This is a genomic window from Luteibacter sp. RCC_6_2, assembly GCF_041360655.1.
In the GTDB taxonomy this organism is placed as follows: domain Bacteria; phylum Pseudomonadota; class Gammaproteobacteria; order Xanthomonadales; family Rhodanobacteraceae; genus Luteibacter.
In genome coordinates, this window is the sequence record NZ_JBFUPQ010000019.1 from 35,417 (window position 1) to 51,322 (window position 15,906).

Below are 15,906 nucleotides of genomic sequence, written 5' to 3' on the forward strand. Positions count from 1 at the left end.
AATCATTACGGCATCACAACAAAAACCGGGCCAGGGAGGGCCCCTCATTGCAAACTCCCCTCGCCGCCGTTCACAACGGTGGCGTTTTTTTTAAGGACCGATATATGCGTTCGTTCGGCAAAGCGTACGTCCCCCGTTTCGCGCTGGCGCTCTTCGTCTTCCTGCCTTTGTGCGCATCCGCGCAGCACAAGGCGGGCGACATCGCCGTCGAGCGGCACGCGGTACATGACGAGAAGGCTCAGTCGGTGGAGTACGAAATCGGCACGCTTTACGTGCCCGAGAACAGGCACAAGCCGGACAGCCGGCTCATCGGCGTCGGCTTCGCACGGATCAAGGGCCCGGCGTCGACGCGTCCCGGCACGCCGCCGGTCTTCTGGCTCCCCGGGGGACCGGGCCTGACCGTGCTCGGCGCCTTCAGCGATACCGACGCATCGTCGAAAGCGCGGCTGCGCTCCTGGCTCACCTTCGGCCAGGTCGGCGACCTCGTCGTCATCGAACAACGTGGCTACACCACTCGCGGCGACATGCTGACCATTGCCTCGAAACCCCTGCCCGACGATCGTCCCGGCTCCATACGCGATGAAGTGGCCTCCATGCGGGCGGATGCCAAGGCCGCCATCGCGGCCTACCCCGACAAGGATCTCTCCGGCTACGACATCGGCGAGTTCGCCGGCGATATCGACGACCTCCGCCGTGCGCTCGGCTATGAAAAGATCAGCCTCTTCGGTGGCAGCTTCGGTTCGCAATGGGCGCTGGCGGTCATGCGGCTGCATCCAGGCATCGTCAGCCGCGCCGTGATCTCCAGCGTGGAACCCTTGAACAATGGTTACGACATGCCTTCGCACGTCTACGCCTCGCTGCAACGCATCGCCTACGATGCCGACCGTGCACCGTCCCTGGCACCCTACCTCCCGAAGGGTGGCCTCATGGCGGCCGTGAAGGCGCTCCACGAGCGCTTCGCCGGCGGCCCCGTCACCGTGACGTTCAAGGAGGACAACGGAACGTCACGGCGCATCGTGCTCGGCCCGCAGGATCTCCAGCAGGCCCTCCTGTCGCATACACAGGAAAGCGCGGAATGGCCGGCCTTCATCCTTTCGCTCTATCACCGGCACTACGAGGCCTGGGCTCGCGAGGTCGCCAGCGATCGCAAGCCGGAACCGCGGATCTTGATAGGACCGCTGGCGGATAGCAGCCTCGGCGTCAGCGCGGAACGCGAACACCTCCTGCGCACCGACCCCGCGCTGGACATGCTGGGAGCATGGAACTTCGAAGGAAATATCGCCTCGGCCGCCGACTGGCCGACGGTGGACATGGGCGACGAGGTACGAAAGCCTGTCGTGACCGACATACCCGTGGTCTTCATACACGGCGACTGGGATACCTCGACCCCCATGGAGAACACCCTGGGCCTGCTTCCCTATTTCCCCAAGGGGCACGCCATCCTGGTTCACCGGGGTTCGCACGACGGAGCGTTCTATCAGCTGCGCAACGAACCGGCGGCGAAGCAAGCCGTGTACGGGTTCCTCGCCACGGGTGAAACATCCGGACTGCCCCTGGAGGTCACCCTTCCGGTTCCGGACTTCGAGGTACCTTCCTTCGCGCCGCCGACATCGGCTTCGGTACCACCTGCCCGGTCTTCCTGATCGCGGCCATTCGCTTGCGGCGGCCCGGGCCGATCAGGTCGGGCTCTGCCGGTCGTTCTCGGCTTCGATCTGCTGCAGGTCGAGGTCGCGCTCCATGTAGTGCAGCAATTCGTCGTGGATCTGTCCGGACCGGTGCAGGCGCAGCAGTTCCGCGCGACCCGCGGCGATGGCCGCCAGCACCACGTCGTAGTGCGCCGCGCGGCCCCCTTCATTCGCATGCGGGGCCTTGCTGTAGCGTTCGGCGACCGTCACGCGATACGTGTATTGCTCGAGCAGGCGGGGATGGATCAAACGCCCTTCGTCATCGTAGGCACGCGCTTTCACCGCCGCGAGCTGGGCGGAATCAATGAACACGGAAGCCTGCGATTCCGTCAGGTGCGTGCTTTCCGCCTTCTCGCCGGCATCGAGCCGAAGCCAGCGGATGACGGGGGCGATCGTCCCGCCCTGCACCACCACCGTGACCAGGATCACGGCGAAGGCCGCCGCGATGGTCAGGTCGCGGCCGGGCACGGCTTCGGGCAGCGACAAGGCGATCGCCAGCGTCACCACGCCACGCATGCCCGCCCAACTGAGCAGGAACGAGGCCTTCGCCGAGGCCGGCACGGGCTTGCGTCCCACCATGCGTGCCAGCGGCACGCGCAGGTATTCGGTGCCGTAGATCCAGAGAAACCGCGACAGGATGACCGCGGCGAGCACGGCGAGGATGGGCATGCCCAAGGTCGACAACGCTTCGCCTACGCCGCCCATGCGAGCGACGACACCGCGCAGCGAGAACCCGATGAGGATGAAGACCAACGCCTCGAGCAGGAAGATCATCACTTCCCAGAAAGCGAAGCTGTTGACCCGCACACGCGCCGAGAAGACGTCGTGCTGGTACCAGCCGAAGATGATGCCGCAGCTGACCACCGACATCACGCCGGATACATGCAAGGATTCGCCGCCGATATACGCGGCCCACGGCGACAGGCAGGCGGCCGTGATGGCGAGGAAGAGATGGTCGATCCGGCGCAGCACGAAGACCAGGGCGTAGCCGAGCACCACGCCCACGACGATGCCACCCAGCGCCAGGGCGGCGAAACTGAGCACCGCTTCATGGGTGCTGAAAGCGCCCGTGAGCGCGGCCGCCGTGGCGAAGCGGAACAGCACGAGTCCCGTGGCGTCGTTGAGCAGGCTCTCCCCTTCGAGTAGGACCATGAGCCTACGCGGCAGACGCACCTTGCCCAGCACCGCCTTCGCCGCCACGGCATCGGGCGGCGACACCACGGCACCGAGCGCGAAGCACGCCGCCCACGGCAGGGACGGCAGCACCCAGTGGACGGTGACGCCCACCGCGAACGTGGTGAACACCACGGCGCCTATCGCCAGCCAGAGGATGCCGCCGAGGTATTTGCGGAATTCCGACCATACCGTATAGAAGGCGCCGTCCATGAGCAGCGGGGGCAGGAAGATCGTCAGCACCAGCTCCGGATCGAAGCTCACCTCCGGGATACCGGGGAGGAAAGCGATGCCTATGCCACCGGCCAGCAGGGCCGCCGCGGTCGGCAGGCGCAGGCGCCGGGCGATCAACTCGAGCACGAGGATCGCGACAAGAAGGATCAATACGAACTTGAATGTTTCGGTCGAGGCCATGCGCCCTCCAGGCATATCGGAGGCATCTTATCCGTATCGCGCGGCCTCCCGATTGGAGCGGTTGTACGCACACCCCCTGCCGGAAGTCATGCATTTACCTGCCGGGGACATTTTGCCAGACTCGATGAACCGCCCCTGAAAAACAGGCCTGCCTGATGCGATCGATGCGCCCTGCCCTCCACCACGTCAGGACCGCGTTGTCGGTCGGCGTGGCTTCCGTTTGCCTCGCCCTCGTGGCCGGCCCCGTCGCCGCGCAGCAGACCGTGCTGACGCCCGAGCAGAAGGCGACCATCGCCAAGCGCAACGACATCGAGCGGCAACTCGAGGCCATCGCCGTGGTCGACCGCAAGGTGATGGTGAAGATGCGCGACGGCAAGCGCATGGCGGCCGACGTGTACCGGCCGAAGGACGCCTCGGGCAAGGTGCCCACCATCTTCGTGCGCACGCCGTACAACTTCAATTTCTGGGACGTGAAGCTCGGTGCGCCGCGCGACATGAGCCGCCAGCTCGCGGCGGTGAAGCGTGGCTACGCCTACGTCGACATGAACGAGCGCGGCCACTATTTCTCCGAGGGCAACTACGAAATCCTCGGCGCGCCGCTCAGCGACGGCGTCGACGCCATTCGCTGGATGACCTCGCAGCCCTGGTCGAACGGCAAGGTGGGTACCACCGGATGCTCGTCCACCGCCGAGTGGCAGATGGCCGTCGTCGCGCAGAACACGCCGGGCCTCGCCACGTTCAACGTGCAGGGCTTCGGTGCCGGCGTGGGCCGCGTCGGCCCTTACTACGAGCAGGGCAACTGGTACCGCGGTGGTGCCGTGCAGATGCTCTTCATCGACTGGCTCTACAAGGAACAGAACCAGGTACGGCCGATGTTCCCGGCCAACCTGTCGCAGGCCGACCTCATCCGTGCCTCGAAGATGTTCGACCTCGATTCGCAGCCGCCGGAGCCCGATTGGGACAAGGCGTTCTGGGTACTGCCCGAGAAGGACATCATGAAGTCCATCGACGGTCCCAAGGGCATCTTCGCCGATGCGATGGACGTGCCGACCGGTGGCAACATGATCGCGCGCACGCCCAACAGCCCCGCCTGGTACAAGGGCGGCCTGTGGCACGACGACATGAAGATCGACAAGCCCGGCCTGTGGTTCATGAGCTGGTTCGATGTGTCGGTATCACCCAACCTCGCGGCCTACAACCATGTGCGCGCCACCGCGTCGAAGGACATCGCGGACCAGCAGTACGCGATCATCGCGCCGGTGCTGCACTGCGCCTATACGCGTGCGACCGAGCACACCGTGATCGGCGACCTCGACGTGGGTGACGCGCGCTTCGATTACGAAGGACTGGTCTTCGGCTGGTTCGACAAGTTCCTCAAGGGCGTGGACAGCCCCATCGTCGACAAGCAGCCCAAGGTCATGTACTACGTGATGGGCGAGAACAAATGGCGCGATTCGCCGACGTGGCCTCCCGCGGGCGCCACCACGCGCGAACTCTTCCTCACCAGCGGCGGCAAGGCCAACACGCTGTATGGCGATGGCAAGCTCGTCGATGCGGCAGGCGGTACGGACCATCCCGACCAGTTCCTCTACGACCCGGCCAACCCGGTCACCACGCTCGGTGGCGGTGGGTGCTGCCAGGGCACGGCGGTGAAGTTCGGCTCGTTCGACCAGAACCCGCAGCTCGCCCGCAACGACATCCTCGTCTACGACTCGGAGCCCTTCAAGGATGGTACCGAGGTGAGCGGACCGATCACGGTCACGCTGTACGTGTCGTCGGACGCGAAGGACACCGATTTCACCTTCAAGGTGATGGACGTCTATCCCGACGGCCGCGCCTTCAACCTCACCGAGAACATCCAGCGCATGCGTTACCGCGAGGGATACGACAAGCCGCCGGTGTGGATGAAGGACGGCGAGGTCTACAAGGTGACCTTCCAGCCGATCGACACCAGCAACTTCTTCTTCGCCGGCCATAAGCTCCGGGTAGCCGTGTCGAGCAGCAACTTCCCACGCTTCGACCGCAACCTCAACACGGGTGGCAACAACTACGACGAAGCCAAGGGCGTGATCGCGCACAATGCCGTGCACCACGACGCCGCCCATCCGTCGAAGATCACCTTCACGGTGGTGCCGCGAAGCAACCCGTAACCCGGATCAGACCGGCTTGCACCCGGCGGAGACTTTCTCCGCCGTGGTCGTCACGCACAGTGCGAAGCCCGCGGGCAGCCGGTCGACCAGTCGTTCCTCCGATACCGCCAGCGAGAAGGCCTTCACTTCGGCCGCACCATCGAACACGGTGTAGTAGCAGCGCCCCGCGCTGCTCGCCTGGCAGGCGAAGCGCGCGCGGCCCATGCGCACTTCCGTGCGGCTATCCAGGGTGACCACGCCGTTTTCCTGGGACGTGGCCACGATCGTGCGGTTCTGCGCGTCGGTGCAGCCGGCGAGGTTCATGAAGCAATAGACGATGGCAAGGAACAGGCGCATGGAAGTCTCCTTCGTCACATGGCGCGGAAGATGGCCATGAACGGCTGGCTCACGCTCAGGGTTTCGGGACGGCCGCGTAGCCGCAGGCAACCCTTGCCGGTGTCCTCGCGTTCCACGGAGGCGACCTGGCGCAGGTTGACGATCGTCGAACGGTGGATCTGCCGGAAGATCTTCGGGTCGAGTTGGCGGAGCAGGTCCCGGATGGGCCTCGTCAGCAGGGCGTCGCCCTCGGCGGTCGCCACCAGCGTGTATTTGTTGTCCGCGCGGAAATAGATCACGTCCTCGACGAGGATCAGGCGTGTCGCGCGTCCCGTGCTGGCGGTGAGCCACGTCAGCGGCTCGTCGGCCGGACGGTCGAAATGCGCGCCGATGTCGCGAGCGATCCGCGCCGTCCGCTCCACATGCCGCGCCGCATCGGCGAGGCGACCACGCAGGCGGGCCACGGTCTGCACCAGCCGGTCCGAGGTGACCGGCTTGAGCAGGTAATCGACGGCACCCCGTTCGAAGGCATCGACGGCGTACTGGTCATACGCGGTGATGAAGACGATCAAGGTGTCCGGGCTCGTCTCGGCAGCCGCGGCGGCCACTTCCATCCCGGTGAGCCCAGGCATGCGGATGTCGAGGAAGGCTATCTCGGGCCGGTGCGCCGCGATGGCTTCCAGCGCGGCTCCGCCATCCTCGGCGATTTCCAGCACGTCCAGTTCAGGCCAGGCGATGGCGAGCTCGCGCTGCAAGGCGGCGGCGAGCAGCTTCTCGTCTTCGGCGACGATGCACCTAGGCATGTTCGACCACTCCCGTCACCGGCAACGTGATGGTCGCGGCGACACCATGGGGAAAATTGTTGCCGATCGAGAATGCCGCGGCGCTGCCATACATGAGGCGAAGGCGCTCGCGCAGGTTCTTCAGGCCGATACCCGTGCCCGCACCGTCGCTACGGAAGCCCATGCCATCGTCGGCGACCGTCAGGGACAGGCCCGAGCCGTCCACGCCCGCGCGGATCCAGATGCCACCACCACCCGGCTTCGGTTCGAGCCCATGCTTGATCGCGTTCTCGACCAGGGTCTGCAACATCATCGAAGGCATGGGCACTTTCAACGCATCCGCCGGCACGTCCGTATGCACGGCCAGGCGCTCACCCATGCGCAGGCGCATGATCTCCAGCCACGCGGTGGAACGTTCCAGTTCCTCCCCCAGCGTGGACAGCGAACCATCCGTGCGCGGCAACGAGCGGCGCAGGTAATCGATGAGGTGGCCGAGCATCCGGTCGGCGCGCGCGGGATCGGTGCGAACGAGCTCCTGCGCACTGGCCAGGGTGTTGTAGAGGAAGTGCGGTTCCACCTGCGCCTGCAGGAGGCCGAGCTGCGCGGCGGTCAACTCCTTCTCCATCGCGGTCTGGCGTACATCGGCACGCTCGCGATTGCGGCGTTCGGACAAGCGCTGCGTGGTGGCCCGTACCAGCGTTTCCACGCATTCCAGCGACGCGCCGCCATCGGGATTGAACCAGTCGGTCCATGCGCCGCTGTCCGGCTCGCAAACGAACATCACGCTGCTCGACCCGTCCGTCGGCGTGATCGTGGCGGATATCTTCGTGTGGCGGTCGAGCGATGCCTGCCATTGCCGCCTCGCACGACCGCGAAGTTGCTCGTTGGCCTGCTGGCGGATGATCGCGCGCAACTGGAGCCCACCGCGTGTGCCGCTCACATCGTGCACGTTCGGCAGTTCCCGGATCACCTCGTCGACGATGGCGAAGGCCTCGTCGGCGGGATAAGGCACTTCCACGCGGCGGCGTTGCCGGTTGGATACGGTCTCCGCATCGACGCGGCCCGCGATCACCCGGACGCGGTAAAGATGGGTAACGCCGCGAGCCAGCGCCACGAGCAGGCCGACGAACCACGCCAGCGTGAATATCCATGGAAATTCACCGCGATTCCAGCCGGTTCCGGACCATACGACCAGTAGCACGCATAGTGCCGCCACCCACGCCGCGATGAGGCGTCCGAGGAACTTCAGGCTTGCCATCACATGTACTCCCACCCTGCATTGGCGTGGAGCATACGACGCGCTTCGCCCCGCCCGGCGCCGATTCCGACGAAACGCCGCATGCGCCGACGAAACGTCTTCCTTGCGCGGCGCAGCATGACCTGGGCCGCCCGATGGGCCATTCTCGGGAAACGGCTTTCGCGGTGGGGACCGCAAGCCACGACAAAGGGGTTACTGCATGGCCTTGTTGCTCGTCGTTTTCGCTGTCGTCGTACTTGCGATCTTCCTCGGCATCCGCACCTTGCCGAAGCATCATCCCGCCAACTGGCTGCTGGGCGTCGTCGGTGGGGCCTGCCTGGTCCTTGCCTGGTATGCGATCTTCCGTCCCATGTTGCTGGCTTCGGGCGGCGGCGATCCCTCGCTGGTCACGCTCGGCCTCACCGCCGCCGGCATCGTCTCGTGCGTGCTGGGCGTGGTCTGCCTCGGGGTCTGCGTGTGGCGCGATCCCGCCCGCTTCTGGATGCTCTCCATCGTCTTCATCGGCGTGATCGGCGCGACCCAGTTCACCGCCCTCGGCTGACGACCTACGGGACCACCCCGAAGTCGGTGGGCACGTGCACGCCGCGCCGTGCGATCTTCTCGGTCATGATCGTGTGCCGCATCATCAGCCCCGATACCAGGTAGGCGGTGGTGCAGGCGGCGAGCAAGGGCAACAAGGCGTGTGGCTGCATCGTGGTCTCGAAGACGAACACCGCCGAGGTCATCAGCGCACGCGAAGCACCGGCGAACAAGGCCGCCATGCCGATCAGGGCGGCCATGTGCGGGTCCACGTGCAGCGGCGGCCACGCGGCCAGCGCCCATCCACAGACACCGCCCAGCGCTCCACCGATGGTGAACAGAGGCGCCAGCGTGCCGCCCGACGTGCCGCTGCCGAGCGCCACCGACCATGAAAGGAGCTTGGCCACGGCCAACAGCGCCATCGCCATGATGCCGAGGTGGCCGGAAATGACGTCGGTGATGTTCTCGTAGCCCACGCCGAGCGTCCCGGGCATCACGTAGCCGACCGCGCCGACCACCAGCCCACCCAGCGCCGGCCACCACATCCAGTGGATGGGCAGCTTTTCGAAGGCGTCTTCGATACCGTAGGCGAGGCGCGTGATGAAAACCCCGGCGACACCCATCAACATCCCGAGCAGCGCGTAGACCACCAGCGCTTGCGGCGCGACGGCGGCGAGCGCGGGCATGGGAAAGACCGGACCCGGGCCTTCCAGCGCGAAACGCACGCCCGTACCGGTCGCCGCCGCCAGTGCCACCGGCAGCAGCGAGCGCGCCCGGCGTTCGAACAGCAGCAATTCGATGCTCAACAGGACGGCCGACACCGGTGCGCTGAAGATCGCCGCCATGCCGGCCGCGGCACCGGCGGCCAGCAGCGTCTTGCGTTCGTCGGCCGTCACGGGAAGGCGCTGGCCCAGCAGCGAGCCCAGCGCTCCTCCCGTGGCGATGATCGGCCCCTCCGCACCGAATGGACCGCCGGTTCCGATCGCGACCGCCGACGACAGCGGCTTGAGCCAGGTCATGCGGGCGGGGATGCGGCTCTCGTTCGTCAGCACTTGCTCCATGGCCTCGGGAATGCCGTGCCCGCGGATGGCGCGCGATCCCCAACGGGCCATCGCACCGACCACCAGGCCGCCGATGACGGGCACCACGATCACCCACGCGCCGAGATGATGGCCGGCCGGCCGGCCGAACGCGGTGCTCCATGTCTGGTGGAACGCGAGGTTCGTGATCAAGCCGATCAGCATGGTCAACAGCTTCGCGACGACACCCACGACCAACCCGAGCAGGATGGCGAGGGCGCCGATGTACAGCACGCGCGTGCCGAGCAACGGAAGGCGCGTCGGCATGTGGGCGTCGACCAGCGACTGGTCCAGCGACGGGGCGAGCGGAATCGCCGCACGATCGTGCGGTGTGTGAAGAGGATCGGTCATGGGGGCTACGCGGTGGGGAACGGCGTGCAAAGACTAGCGGGATCCCGGCGCAGTGGCTGGCTGGCAGATGAACGGCCGCTCAGGCCGGAGCGGTCGACCCGTCGAGGGAGGCCCCGGCATGGCGGTAGTCGAACACCGCCAACGTCGCGGCACCCGCGACCACTTCCAACGATGCGTGGCCGCCGAACGGGAGCGTCCACTTGTCAGGACCGTGTCCGAAGGAAAGGCCGCGCAACATCGGCAGGCCACAGGCACGGGCGAAACGCTCGAGTGCATGGTCGATGTCATAGCCGTTGTCGTACTCGCTGATGCGCTGGCCACCGAGCCCGCCGATGAGGATCGCGCGCTGGCGGTCGAGTACTCCCGCCAGCTTCAGTTCGTACAACATGCGTTCGACCCGGTAGGCCTGCTCGCCGGTTTCCTCCACGTAGAGGATGCCGCCGTCGATCCTGGGCAGGTAAGGCGTGCCGATCAGGCTGCACAGCGCGGAGAGGTTGCCACCCCAGAGCGTGCCTTCGACGAGCATGTCGTGCTGCTCCTCGCCACAGGCCCAGCTCATTTCCGTTCGCGGCGACAGCACCGTATGCCAGAAATGCCGCCAGGTGTTTTCGCGCAGGTAACCCTGGCCGAAGTCGCGCACGAGCATGGGCCCGTGCAACGTACCGATCGCACTGCGGGCATAGAGCGCGCACTGGAGCACGGTGAAATCGCCGTGCCCCACCAGCACGCAGGATTCGTCGAGGAAACGGGCGGCAAGGCCGTCATAGTCCAGCCGCTCGAGCAAGGCGATCGCGCCATAGCCACCGCAGATGGCCATGACGAGATCGGGCAAGGGCCGGTCGGTTCTCGCCAGCTGGTTGATGTCCGCGGCGCGCTCGGCGTCACCGCCGGCGAACCGCAGCATCACGCGATCGGCCACGTCGCCGCCATGGACGGTATGTCCGGCGGCTTGCAGCCGCTCAATGCCCCGCGCGCAGGCGGCACGGTCGTCCGCGTATCCGGAGGGGGCAATGAGCCGTATATCGAGTCGTGTCGGCATGTCTGGCAGTGAATGATTCGGCCTAGCAATACCTCGACCGCCCCGAGAAGGCAATCGAAAGGTGCCAGACGACCTCACCATTCCATGCCGGCGCCAACGCTGAAACCCGCATCGCCACGCGAATTCGCCGACCCGCTGAGCTTGTAAACCCAGCCTCCCCCGTCCGTGACCGTGGAGATGCCCACGGCGATGCCCGACTCGCCACGGAAGGTGCCTCCCGCCACCGCAGCCATGTTGCGCCCGGGTGTCGTGGCTTGCGGAAGCCCTGCCATGGCCATCGCCGAGGCGACGCCCGCACTGGCCCGGTTGTTCGTACGCTCGATGTCGCGGTCGATCGCGCCCACCCGTTCATCGGTATAGCGGCGCGACCAGTCGGCCACCTGGTCCAGCTGGCCCACGTTCGCCGCATCCGTGGCGGCGGTGCCGGGTGCCACGTTGTGCACGGCGGTTGGCGCACCGGGCGAGCCGAGGGTGACATTGCCGCGGTCGACGCTGCCGTCCGGCCGCGTGTCATAACCTACGCTGCCCTCGCGCACGGCATTCATCTGCGCCACGTTGGCCGCGTCCGTGCCGGCGGTACCCGCCGCGACGTTGGTCACCTGGCGCGTCGCGCCCGCCGCACCCACCGACACGGTATTCGCGCGATCGGCGACCGAGCCCGCACCGATCGCCACCGAATTGGCAGCCGTGGCCTGGGCGCCGTTGCCGAGCGTCGCGCTATCGGTTCCGCTGGCGGTCGACCCGGCGCCCACGGCGATGGTGTTGCCGCCACTGGCCGAAGCCGCTGGCAAGTTGTTGGAGTTGTTCACGGCGAGGCCGATGCCGCCCCCATGGGTACCGCCGCCCTGCAAGGCCTGGATACTCGTGTACAAGGCGAGATTGCTGTAGACGTTCGAGGCGTTCTGGGTCCAGTCCCACAACTGCCCGCCGTTGATCGCCTGGGCGCTGCCCTGCGCGACGTTACCCGCCGCGAGGTTGCCGATCACCGCGGCGGGACCGCCCGCATTGAGCGTGACACTCGTATGGGAGACGTCGTCGTACTGCACGGCCGATGCGCCGATGCTGCCGGCGAAGTCGGCCACCGCACGCAACTGGCGAACGTTCACGGCATCGGTATCGGCGCTGCCGCCGGCTACGTTCGCGATCTGCCGCTCCGCTCCCACGCTGCCCACCGACACCACGCCCTGCACGGGCACCGCGACACCGCTGAATGCCTCGTTGCCACCGCCGAGGCGATCGGCCACCGAGTCGCTGCCGATGGCAACGCCACCCTGGACGGAAGCCGACGCCCGCGCACCCAGCGCCACCGCACCGGTGCCACTGGCATTGGCCTGGGCGCCCGCCGCCATGGCGTCGTCGCCGGAAGCTTGAGCCGCGCCACCCAGGGCGATGCTCTCATTGCCTGTCGCGTCGGCCGCCACGGCGCTTGATTGGACGTCCAGGTACGGCGACAGTCCGGCCGCGATGGCATTTACCCGGCCGTTCAAGGCGAAGACCGAGTCGTCGAGGGACGTGAACGCATCGCTGGCATTGGCGAACGCGGCCGACGAGACGTTGCCGCCCGCGTCCACCGGGCGCAACGCATACGCGGGCGCGGTGAAGATCGCGGTGACGGGGTCGAATGCCGCGCCGCCGCCCAGATAGCCCGCCAGGGATTGGGTGATCGATCCGAGCTGGGCGCCGTTGACGGCATCCGAACTCGCCGGAGCGAGGCTGCCCGCGGCGACATTGTGCACGGCGACGGCGGTGCCGGAGCCGTCACCGACCAGCGTGAGCGAGTTGAGAGGATTGCCCGCGCCGTCGTTATCGTAAAGCACCGCCAACCGGCTGAGATCGGTCAGGCCGGTGGATACCGCACGCAGCTGCGCCACGTTCGCCACGTCGGTATCCAGGGTGCCTGCCGCCACGCCCGTGACCTTGCGACCGCCGAGGTTCACCTCACCCGTCGAGCTTTGCGGAGCGGTCAGGCCAAAAGCCGTGTAACCGGTTTCGGCGCCGACGCTGGTGGCCGACCCGTTGCCGATGGCGATGCTGTCGGCGTGCGACGCGGTCGCCCCGTTACCGATGGCGATGGCATTGTTCGACGACGCCGTGGTGGCGCCGCCGATGGCGATGGATTCCGCGCCCGTGGCCGAAGGCAAGACGCCGGTGGAATTGATCGCGACGTAATCCACGCCATTGGTATAGAACGTATTGAGCCGGAGGTTGAGGTTACCGATGGAGGTACCGAGATCGGTGAAGGTGCTGGTCACGTCGGCATGCGTACCGACGGTCACCGCTCCCGCCGCATCGACGTGTGTGACGTTGAACGTCGGCGCGGTGAACACGCCCGTGGGACCGGCGGCCGTGGTGCCACCCAGGTAGGTCGCCACCGCCTGGTTGGTCGTATTGAGTTGCGTGCCGTTGACGGCGTCCAGGCTGCCGGCGGCGAGCGATCCCGCCGCGAGGTTGTGCACGCCCACCGCGCCCGTGCCCGAACCGACCAGGGTCACCGAGTTCGTCGGCAAGCCACCGCCGTCGGGGTCGTAGGTCACCGCGAGCGGATCGAGCGCGGAGACTTGCGAGATCGCACCCTGGAGTTGCAACACGTTCACGGCATCGTAGCCGTCGGTGCCCGCGGCAACGTGGGTAAGTTGGCGTTCGTTGCCCGTGCTGCCGATGGACACGGCGCCGACGGATGTTTGTGGCGCGGCAAGTCCGAACGCGACGTAACCCGCGGCGGCCGCGCGATCGGCCACCGACGCGTTGCCGAGCGCCACGCTGTTCACCTGCGAGGAGCTGGCGTTCGCGCCGACGATCGTCTGCGCATTGGCCGTGCCCGAGGCGCTGTCGCCGATCACCACGGAATTGCCCTTGCGCGTGGCGAAATCGTTGGTCGGCACGCCGGTCGGGTCGTTCGGATCGTTGCGCCCCGAGCCCGGGAACACGGTATTGGCATCTTCCGCCGGGAGGGTGTGGCTCGCACCACGGCCGATCACGACTTCCTGCGAACCGTTGGCCGTGGCCTTGTCGCCGACGATCACCTGGTTGTCCTGGGCGGGATTCACCGCCCAGCAACGCACCAGCGGAATACCCAGCAGGCTGGCGCAGTCGGAGGACCACGCCGGCGCGCCACTCGGCAGCAGGATGCCGCCGCCACCGGCGAAGAAGCCGTCGGTGCCCCGGTTGATGTTGGTGATATAGCTTGCCGACGTGACACCGCCAAGCAGGGTCAGGTGCTGGTTCTGCCCCATGAGGGTGCCGTTGATCGCCGTGGAGGCAGGCGTGAGATTGACCAGGCTGAGGCCACCGATGCCGATGGTCTGGAAGGTACCGGTCACATTGACGGCGGCGAGGTTCAGCGCACCGCTGCTCAGGTATTGCGCGTTGGGATTGAGCAAGGAGGTGAGCGTGGGTGACAAGGCGCCACCGACATTGCCGACCAGGCCACCGGTTCCCAGGATGAGACCGGCGGGATTGGGTTCGGCCGGCAATGGATAGCGGGGATCGCCCGGCGCGATCGCCATGGGTGACACGATCGGGCCCGTGGTGGCGTATGGGGTCGAGGTGAACGCCGCGCGCATCGAAGGCGAGGTCGCGAGGATGCCTTGCATCGCGATGGTGGCCGCGGTGTCGTCCTCGTCCTCTTTCGTGATGTCGGCCGTCGTATCGGCCGTCGTCGTGGACGCCGTGCTGGACGTGGGTGTAACGGTGGGTGCTTCTCCGGTCGACGTGCTTGCAACGGGTACCGGTGGTGGCGTCGATGCGCCGCTCGCTTGCACCTCTTGGCCCAGGGCGTCGGCCACGAAGAATGAGGTGACCAACATCATCGACGCATGCGCCGCCACGCGCCGGTACAGGCGCGCGCACCGCGCGGCGCGCCCCGACAGATCGAGGATCCGAAGATTCATGTTTCTCCCCTGACGAACGGTCGACCGCGTCGTGCGCGGACGGTTCGATTAGAGGAGCACCCAAGGTATGGGGCTGATCAATTGCGGCAACGGCGTAGTGGAATGCGGCAATGCGCTAATCGGAAACGGCACCTCCTTGTGCCGCGACGCATCACCAACCGTCGTATTCCTCGACCGCGGTGAGGTCTTCCGTCGGGGAGCTGCGAGTGAGCGTTTCACGCGGTTGTTCACCGAACACACTGCGGTACTTTTCCGCGAAACGCGACAGGTCCCACATGCCGCAACTGAGCGCGACCGATTTCACTGAACGGCGGCCGGCTTCCGCCGTCACCAGGCTGCGATGCGCCGTGCACAGGCGAAGCATCGCCAGGTAGCGATTGGGCGGAATGCCCAAGAGGTCGTCGAAGGCATAACGCAACCCGCGCTCACTCGCACCGGCCGCCTGGCAGAGCTCCTGCGAATAGATATCGCGACGCAGGTTGGCCCGCATGAAGCGTTCGGCCCTGCGCACCACCTGGTAATGGGCACGCCTGCCACGCGACGCCACCGGCCGCTCCTCGGGCGAGGAGGCCAGGGCGACGCGGATATGCTCGTCCAGCAGATCCTCGATGGGACCCATGACCGGATCTCCCCCCTCTTTCACCTGCGTCGCGATCTGCCGGTACGCGCGCTTGAGATGACCGGAATGCACCGAGAAGAGGCGCAGGCGCTGTGCGGCCATGTCGACATCGGCGTGGTCGGACGCCAGGAAGCGCGAGCGAAAGCGTGCGTACGGAGCCACCACCATGGTGAAGCGCGTACCGCGTTCGAACATGAAGTCGGTGGGAGTCCCTCGCAACAAGGTGACCGCCATGTCCGACTCGACGGTGATGCCCTGGCACCAGCTGCGCTCGCCGGCTTCATGCAGGTAGACGAGCATGCAGGCGTCTTCGGGAACCGTCAGCGAGCCGCGAACGTCGAAGTCGATATGCGCCGTGAGGTAGGTCACGCCATCCTGCATCTTCGATGCGATGCATGCGCGAGGTCGCGCAGGGCTCAAGGTCAACAAGTCCACTTCGCAAAGACCCAGCGAAGCACCCAGTGTCACCAGATCGTAGTCTTCCAGACCAAGCACATCGGAAGGACGGCTCATGCGATTACCTCCCTGCGGATTGACCTCGTCGTCGTCATCTTCATCGACGGGAACGGACTCCATTGCGGATACCGTTTCCCGGCAACGCCCCTGTCGTTGTCCGTATTTTTCCGGACACA

11 protein-coding genes are annotated in these 15,906 nt (G+C 66.5%); 3 read left to right on the top strand and 8 right to left on the bottom strand.

Annotation, left to right across the window (positions count from 1 at the left end):
• The first annotated feature begins 104 nt into the window (after window positions 1-104).
• Window positions 105-1,643 carry an alpha/beta hydrolase gene (locus tag AB6730_RS17485; protein ID WP_371024878.1) on the top strand — a complete coding sequence of 513 codons (1,539 nt, stop codon included), beginning with the start codon at window positions 105-107 and terminating at the stop codon, window positions 1,641-1,643.
• Between the two features lie 33 nt (window positions 1,644-1,676).
• Here AB6730_RS17485 and AB6730_RS17490 read toward each other — a convergent pair whose 3' ends face one another.
• A complete protein-coding gene (locus AB6730_RS17490; RefSeq protein ID WP_371024879.1) occupies window positions 1,677-3,272 on the bottom strand; it encodes a Na+/H+ antiporter in 1,596 nt (531 codons plus the stop codon).
• Window positions 3,273-3,436: 164 nt separating this feature from the next.
• On the opposite strand from AB6730_RS17490, the gene AB6730_RS17495 reads away from it, so the two are divergent.
• Complete coding sequence (locus AB6730_RS17495) at window positions 3,437-5,422, top strand: CocE/NonD family hydrolase (RefSeq protein WP_371024880.1); 1,986 nt, start codon at window positions 3,437-3,439, stop codon at window positions 5,420-5,422.
• A gap of 6 nt (window positions 5,423-5,428) precedes the next feature.
• Here the strand turns inward: AB6730_RS17495 and AB6730_RS17500 are convergent, their stop codons facing one another.
• From AB6730_RS17500 to AB6730_RS17510, 3 genes are read right to left on the bottom strand one after another with little or no spacing between them, the layout of a single operon-like run.
• Window positions 5,429-5,758, bottom strand: a complete 330-nt coding sequence (locus AB6730_RS17500; RefSeq protein WP_371024881.1) for a hypothetical protein — start codon at window positions 5,756-5,758, stop codon at window positions 5,429-5,431.
• 14 nt (window positions 5,759-5,772) lie between these two features.
• Window positions 5,773-6,540, bottom strand: coding sequence for a LytR/AlgR family response regulator transcription factor (locus tag AB6730_RS17505; RefSeq protein WP_371024882.1), 768 nt, complete (start codon window positions 6,538-6,540; stop codon window positions 5,773-5,775).
• Window positions 6,533-7,777: a sensor histidine kinase gene (locus AB6730_RS17510; protein ID WP_371024883.1), complete on the bottom strand. Its 1,245-nt coding sequence runs from the start codon at window positions 7,775-7,777 to the stop codon at window positions 6,533-6,535. Before AB6730_RS17510 ends, AB6730_RS17505 begins: the two co-directional genes overlap by 8 nt.
• Window positions 7,778-7,976: 199 nt before the next feature.
• Here AB6730_RS17510 and AB6730_RS17515 point away from each other — a divergent pair, with 199 nt between their 5' ends.
• Window positions 7,977-8,318 carry a hypothetical protein gene (locus AB6730_RS17515; RefSeq protein WP_371024884.1) on the top strand — a complete coding sequence of 114 codons (342 nt, stop codon included), beginning with the start codon at window positions 7,977-7,979 and terminating at the stop codon, window positions 8,316-8,318.
• Window positions 8,319-8,322: 4 nt separating this feature from the next.
• Here AB6730_RS17515 and AB6730_RS17520 read toward each other — a convergent pair whose 3' ends face one another.
• The 4 genes from AB6730_RS17520 to AB6730_RS17535 form a co-directional block, all read right to left on the bottom strand.
• Window positions 8,323-9,726: a chloride channel protein gene (locus tag AB6730_RS17520; protein WP_371024885.1), complete on the bottom strand. Its 1,404-nt coding sequence runs from the start codon at window positions 9,724-9,726 to the stop codon at window positions 8,323-8,325.
• A 79-nt stretch (window positions 9,727-9,805) separates the two neighbouring features.
• Window positions 9,806-10,765, bottom strand: coding sequence for an LD-carboxypeptidase (locus tag AB6730_RS17525; RefSeq protein ID WP_371024886.1), 960 nt, complete (start codon window positions 10,763-10,765; stop codon window positions 9,806-9,808).
• Between the two features lie 74 nt (window positions 10,766-10,839).
• Complete coding sequence (locus AB6730_RS17530; RefSeq protein WP_371024887.1) at window positions 10,840-14,655, bottom strand: YadA-like family protein; 3,816 nt, start codon at window positions 14,653-14,655, stop codon at window positions 10,840-10,842.
• Between the two features lie 151 nt (window positions 14,656-14,806).
• Window positions 14,807-15,850 carry a helix-turn-helix domain-containing protein gene (locus tag AB6730_RS17535; RefSeq protein WP_371024888.1) on the bottom strand — a complete coding sequence of 348 codons (1,044 nt, stop codon included), beginning with the start codon at window positions 15,848-15,850 and terminating at the stop codon, window positions 14,807-14,809.
• Window positions 15,851-15,906: the final 56 nt, after the last annotated feature.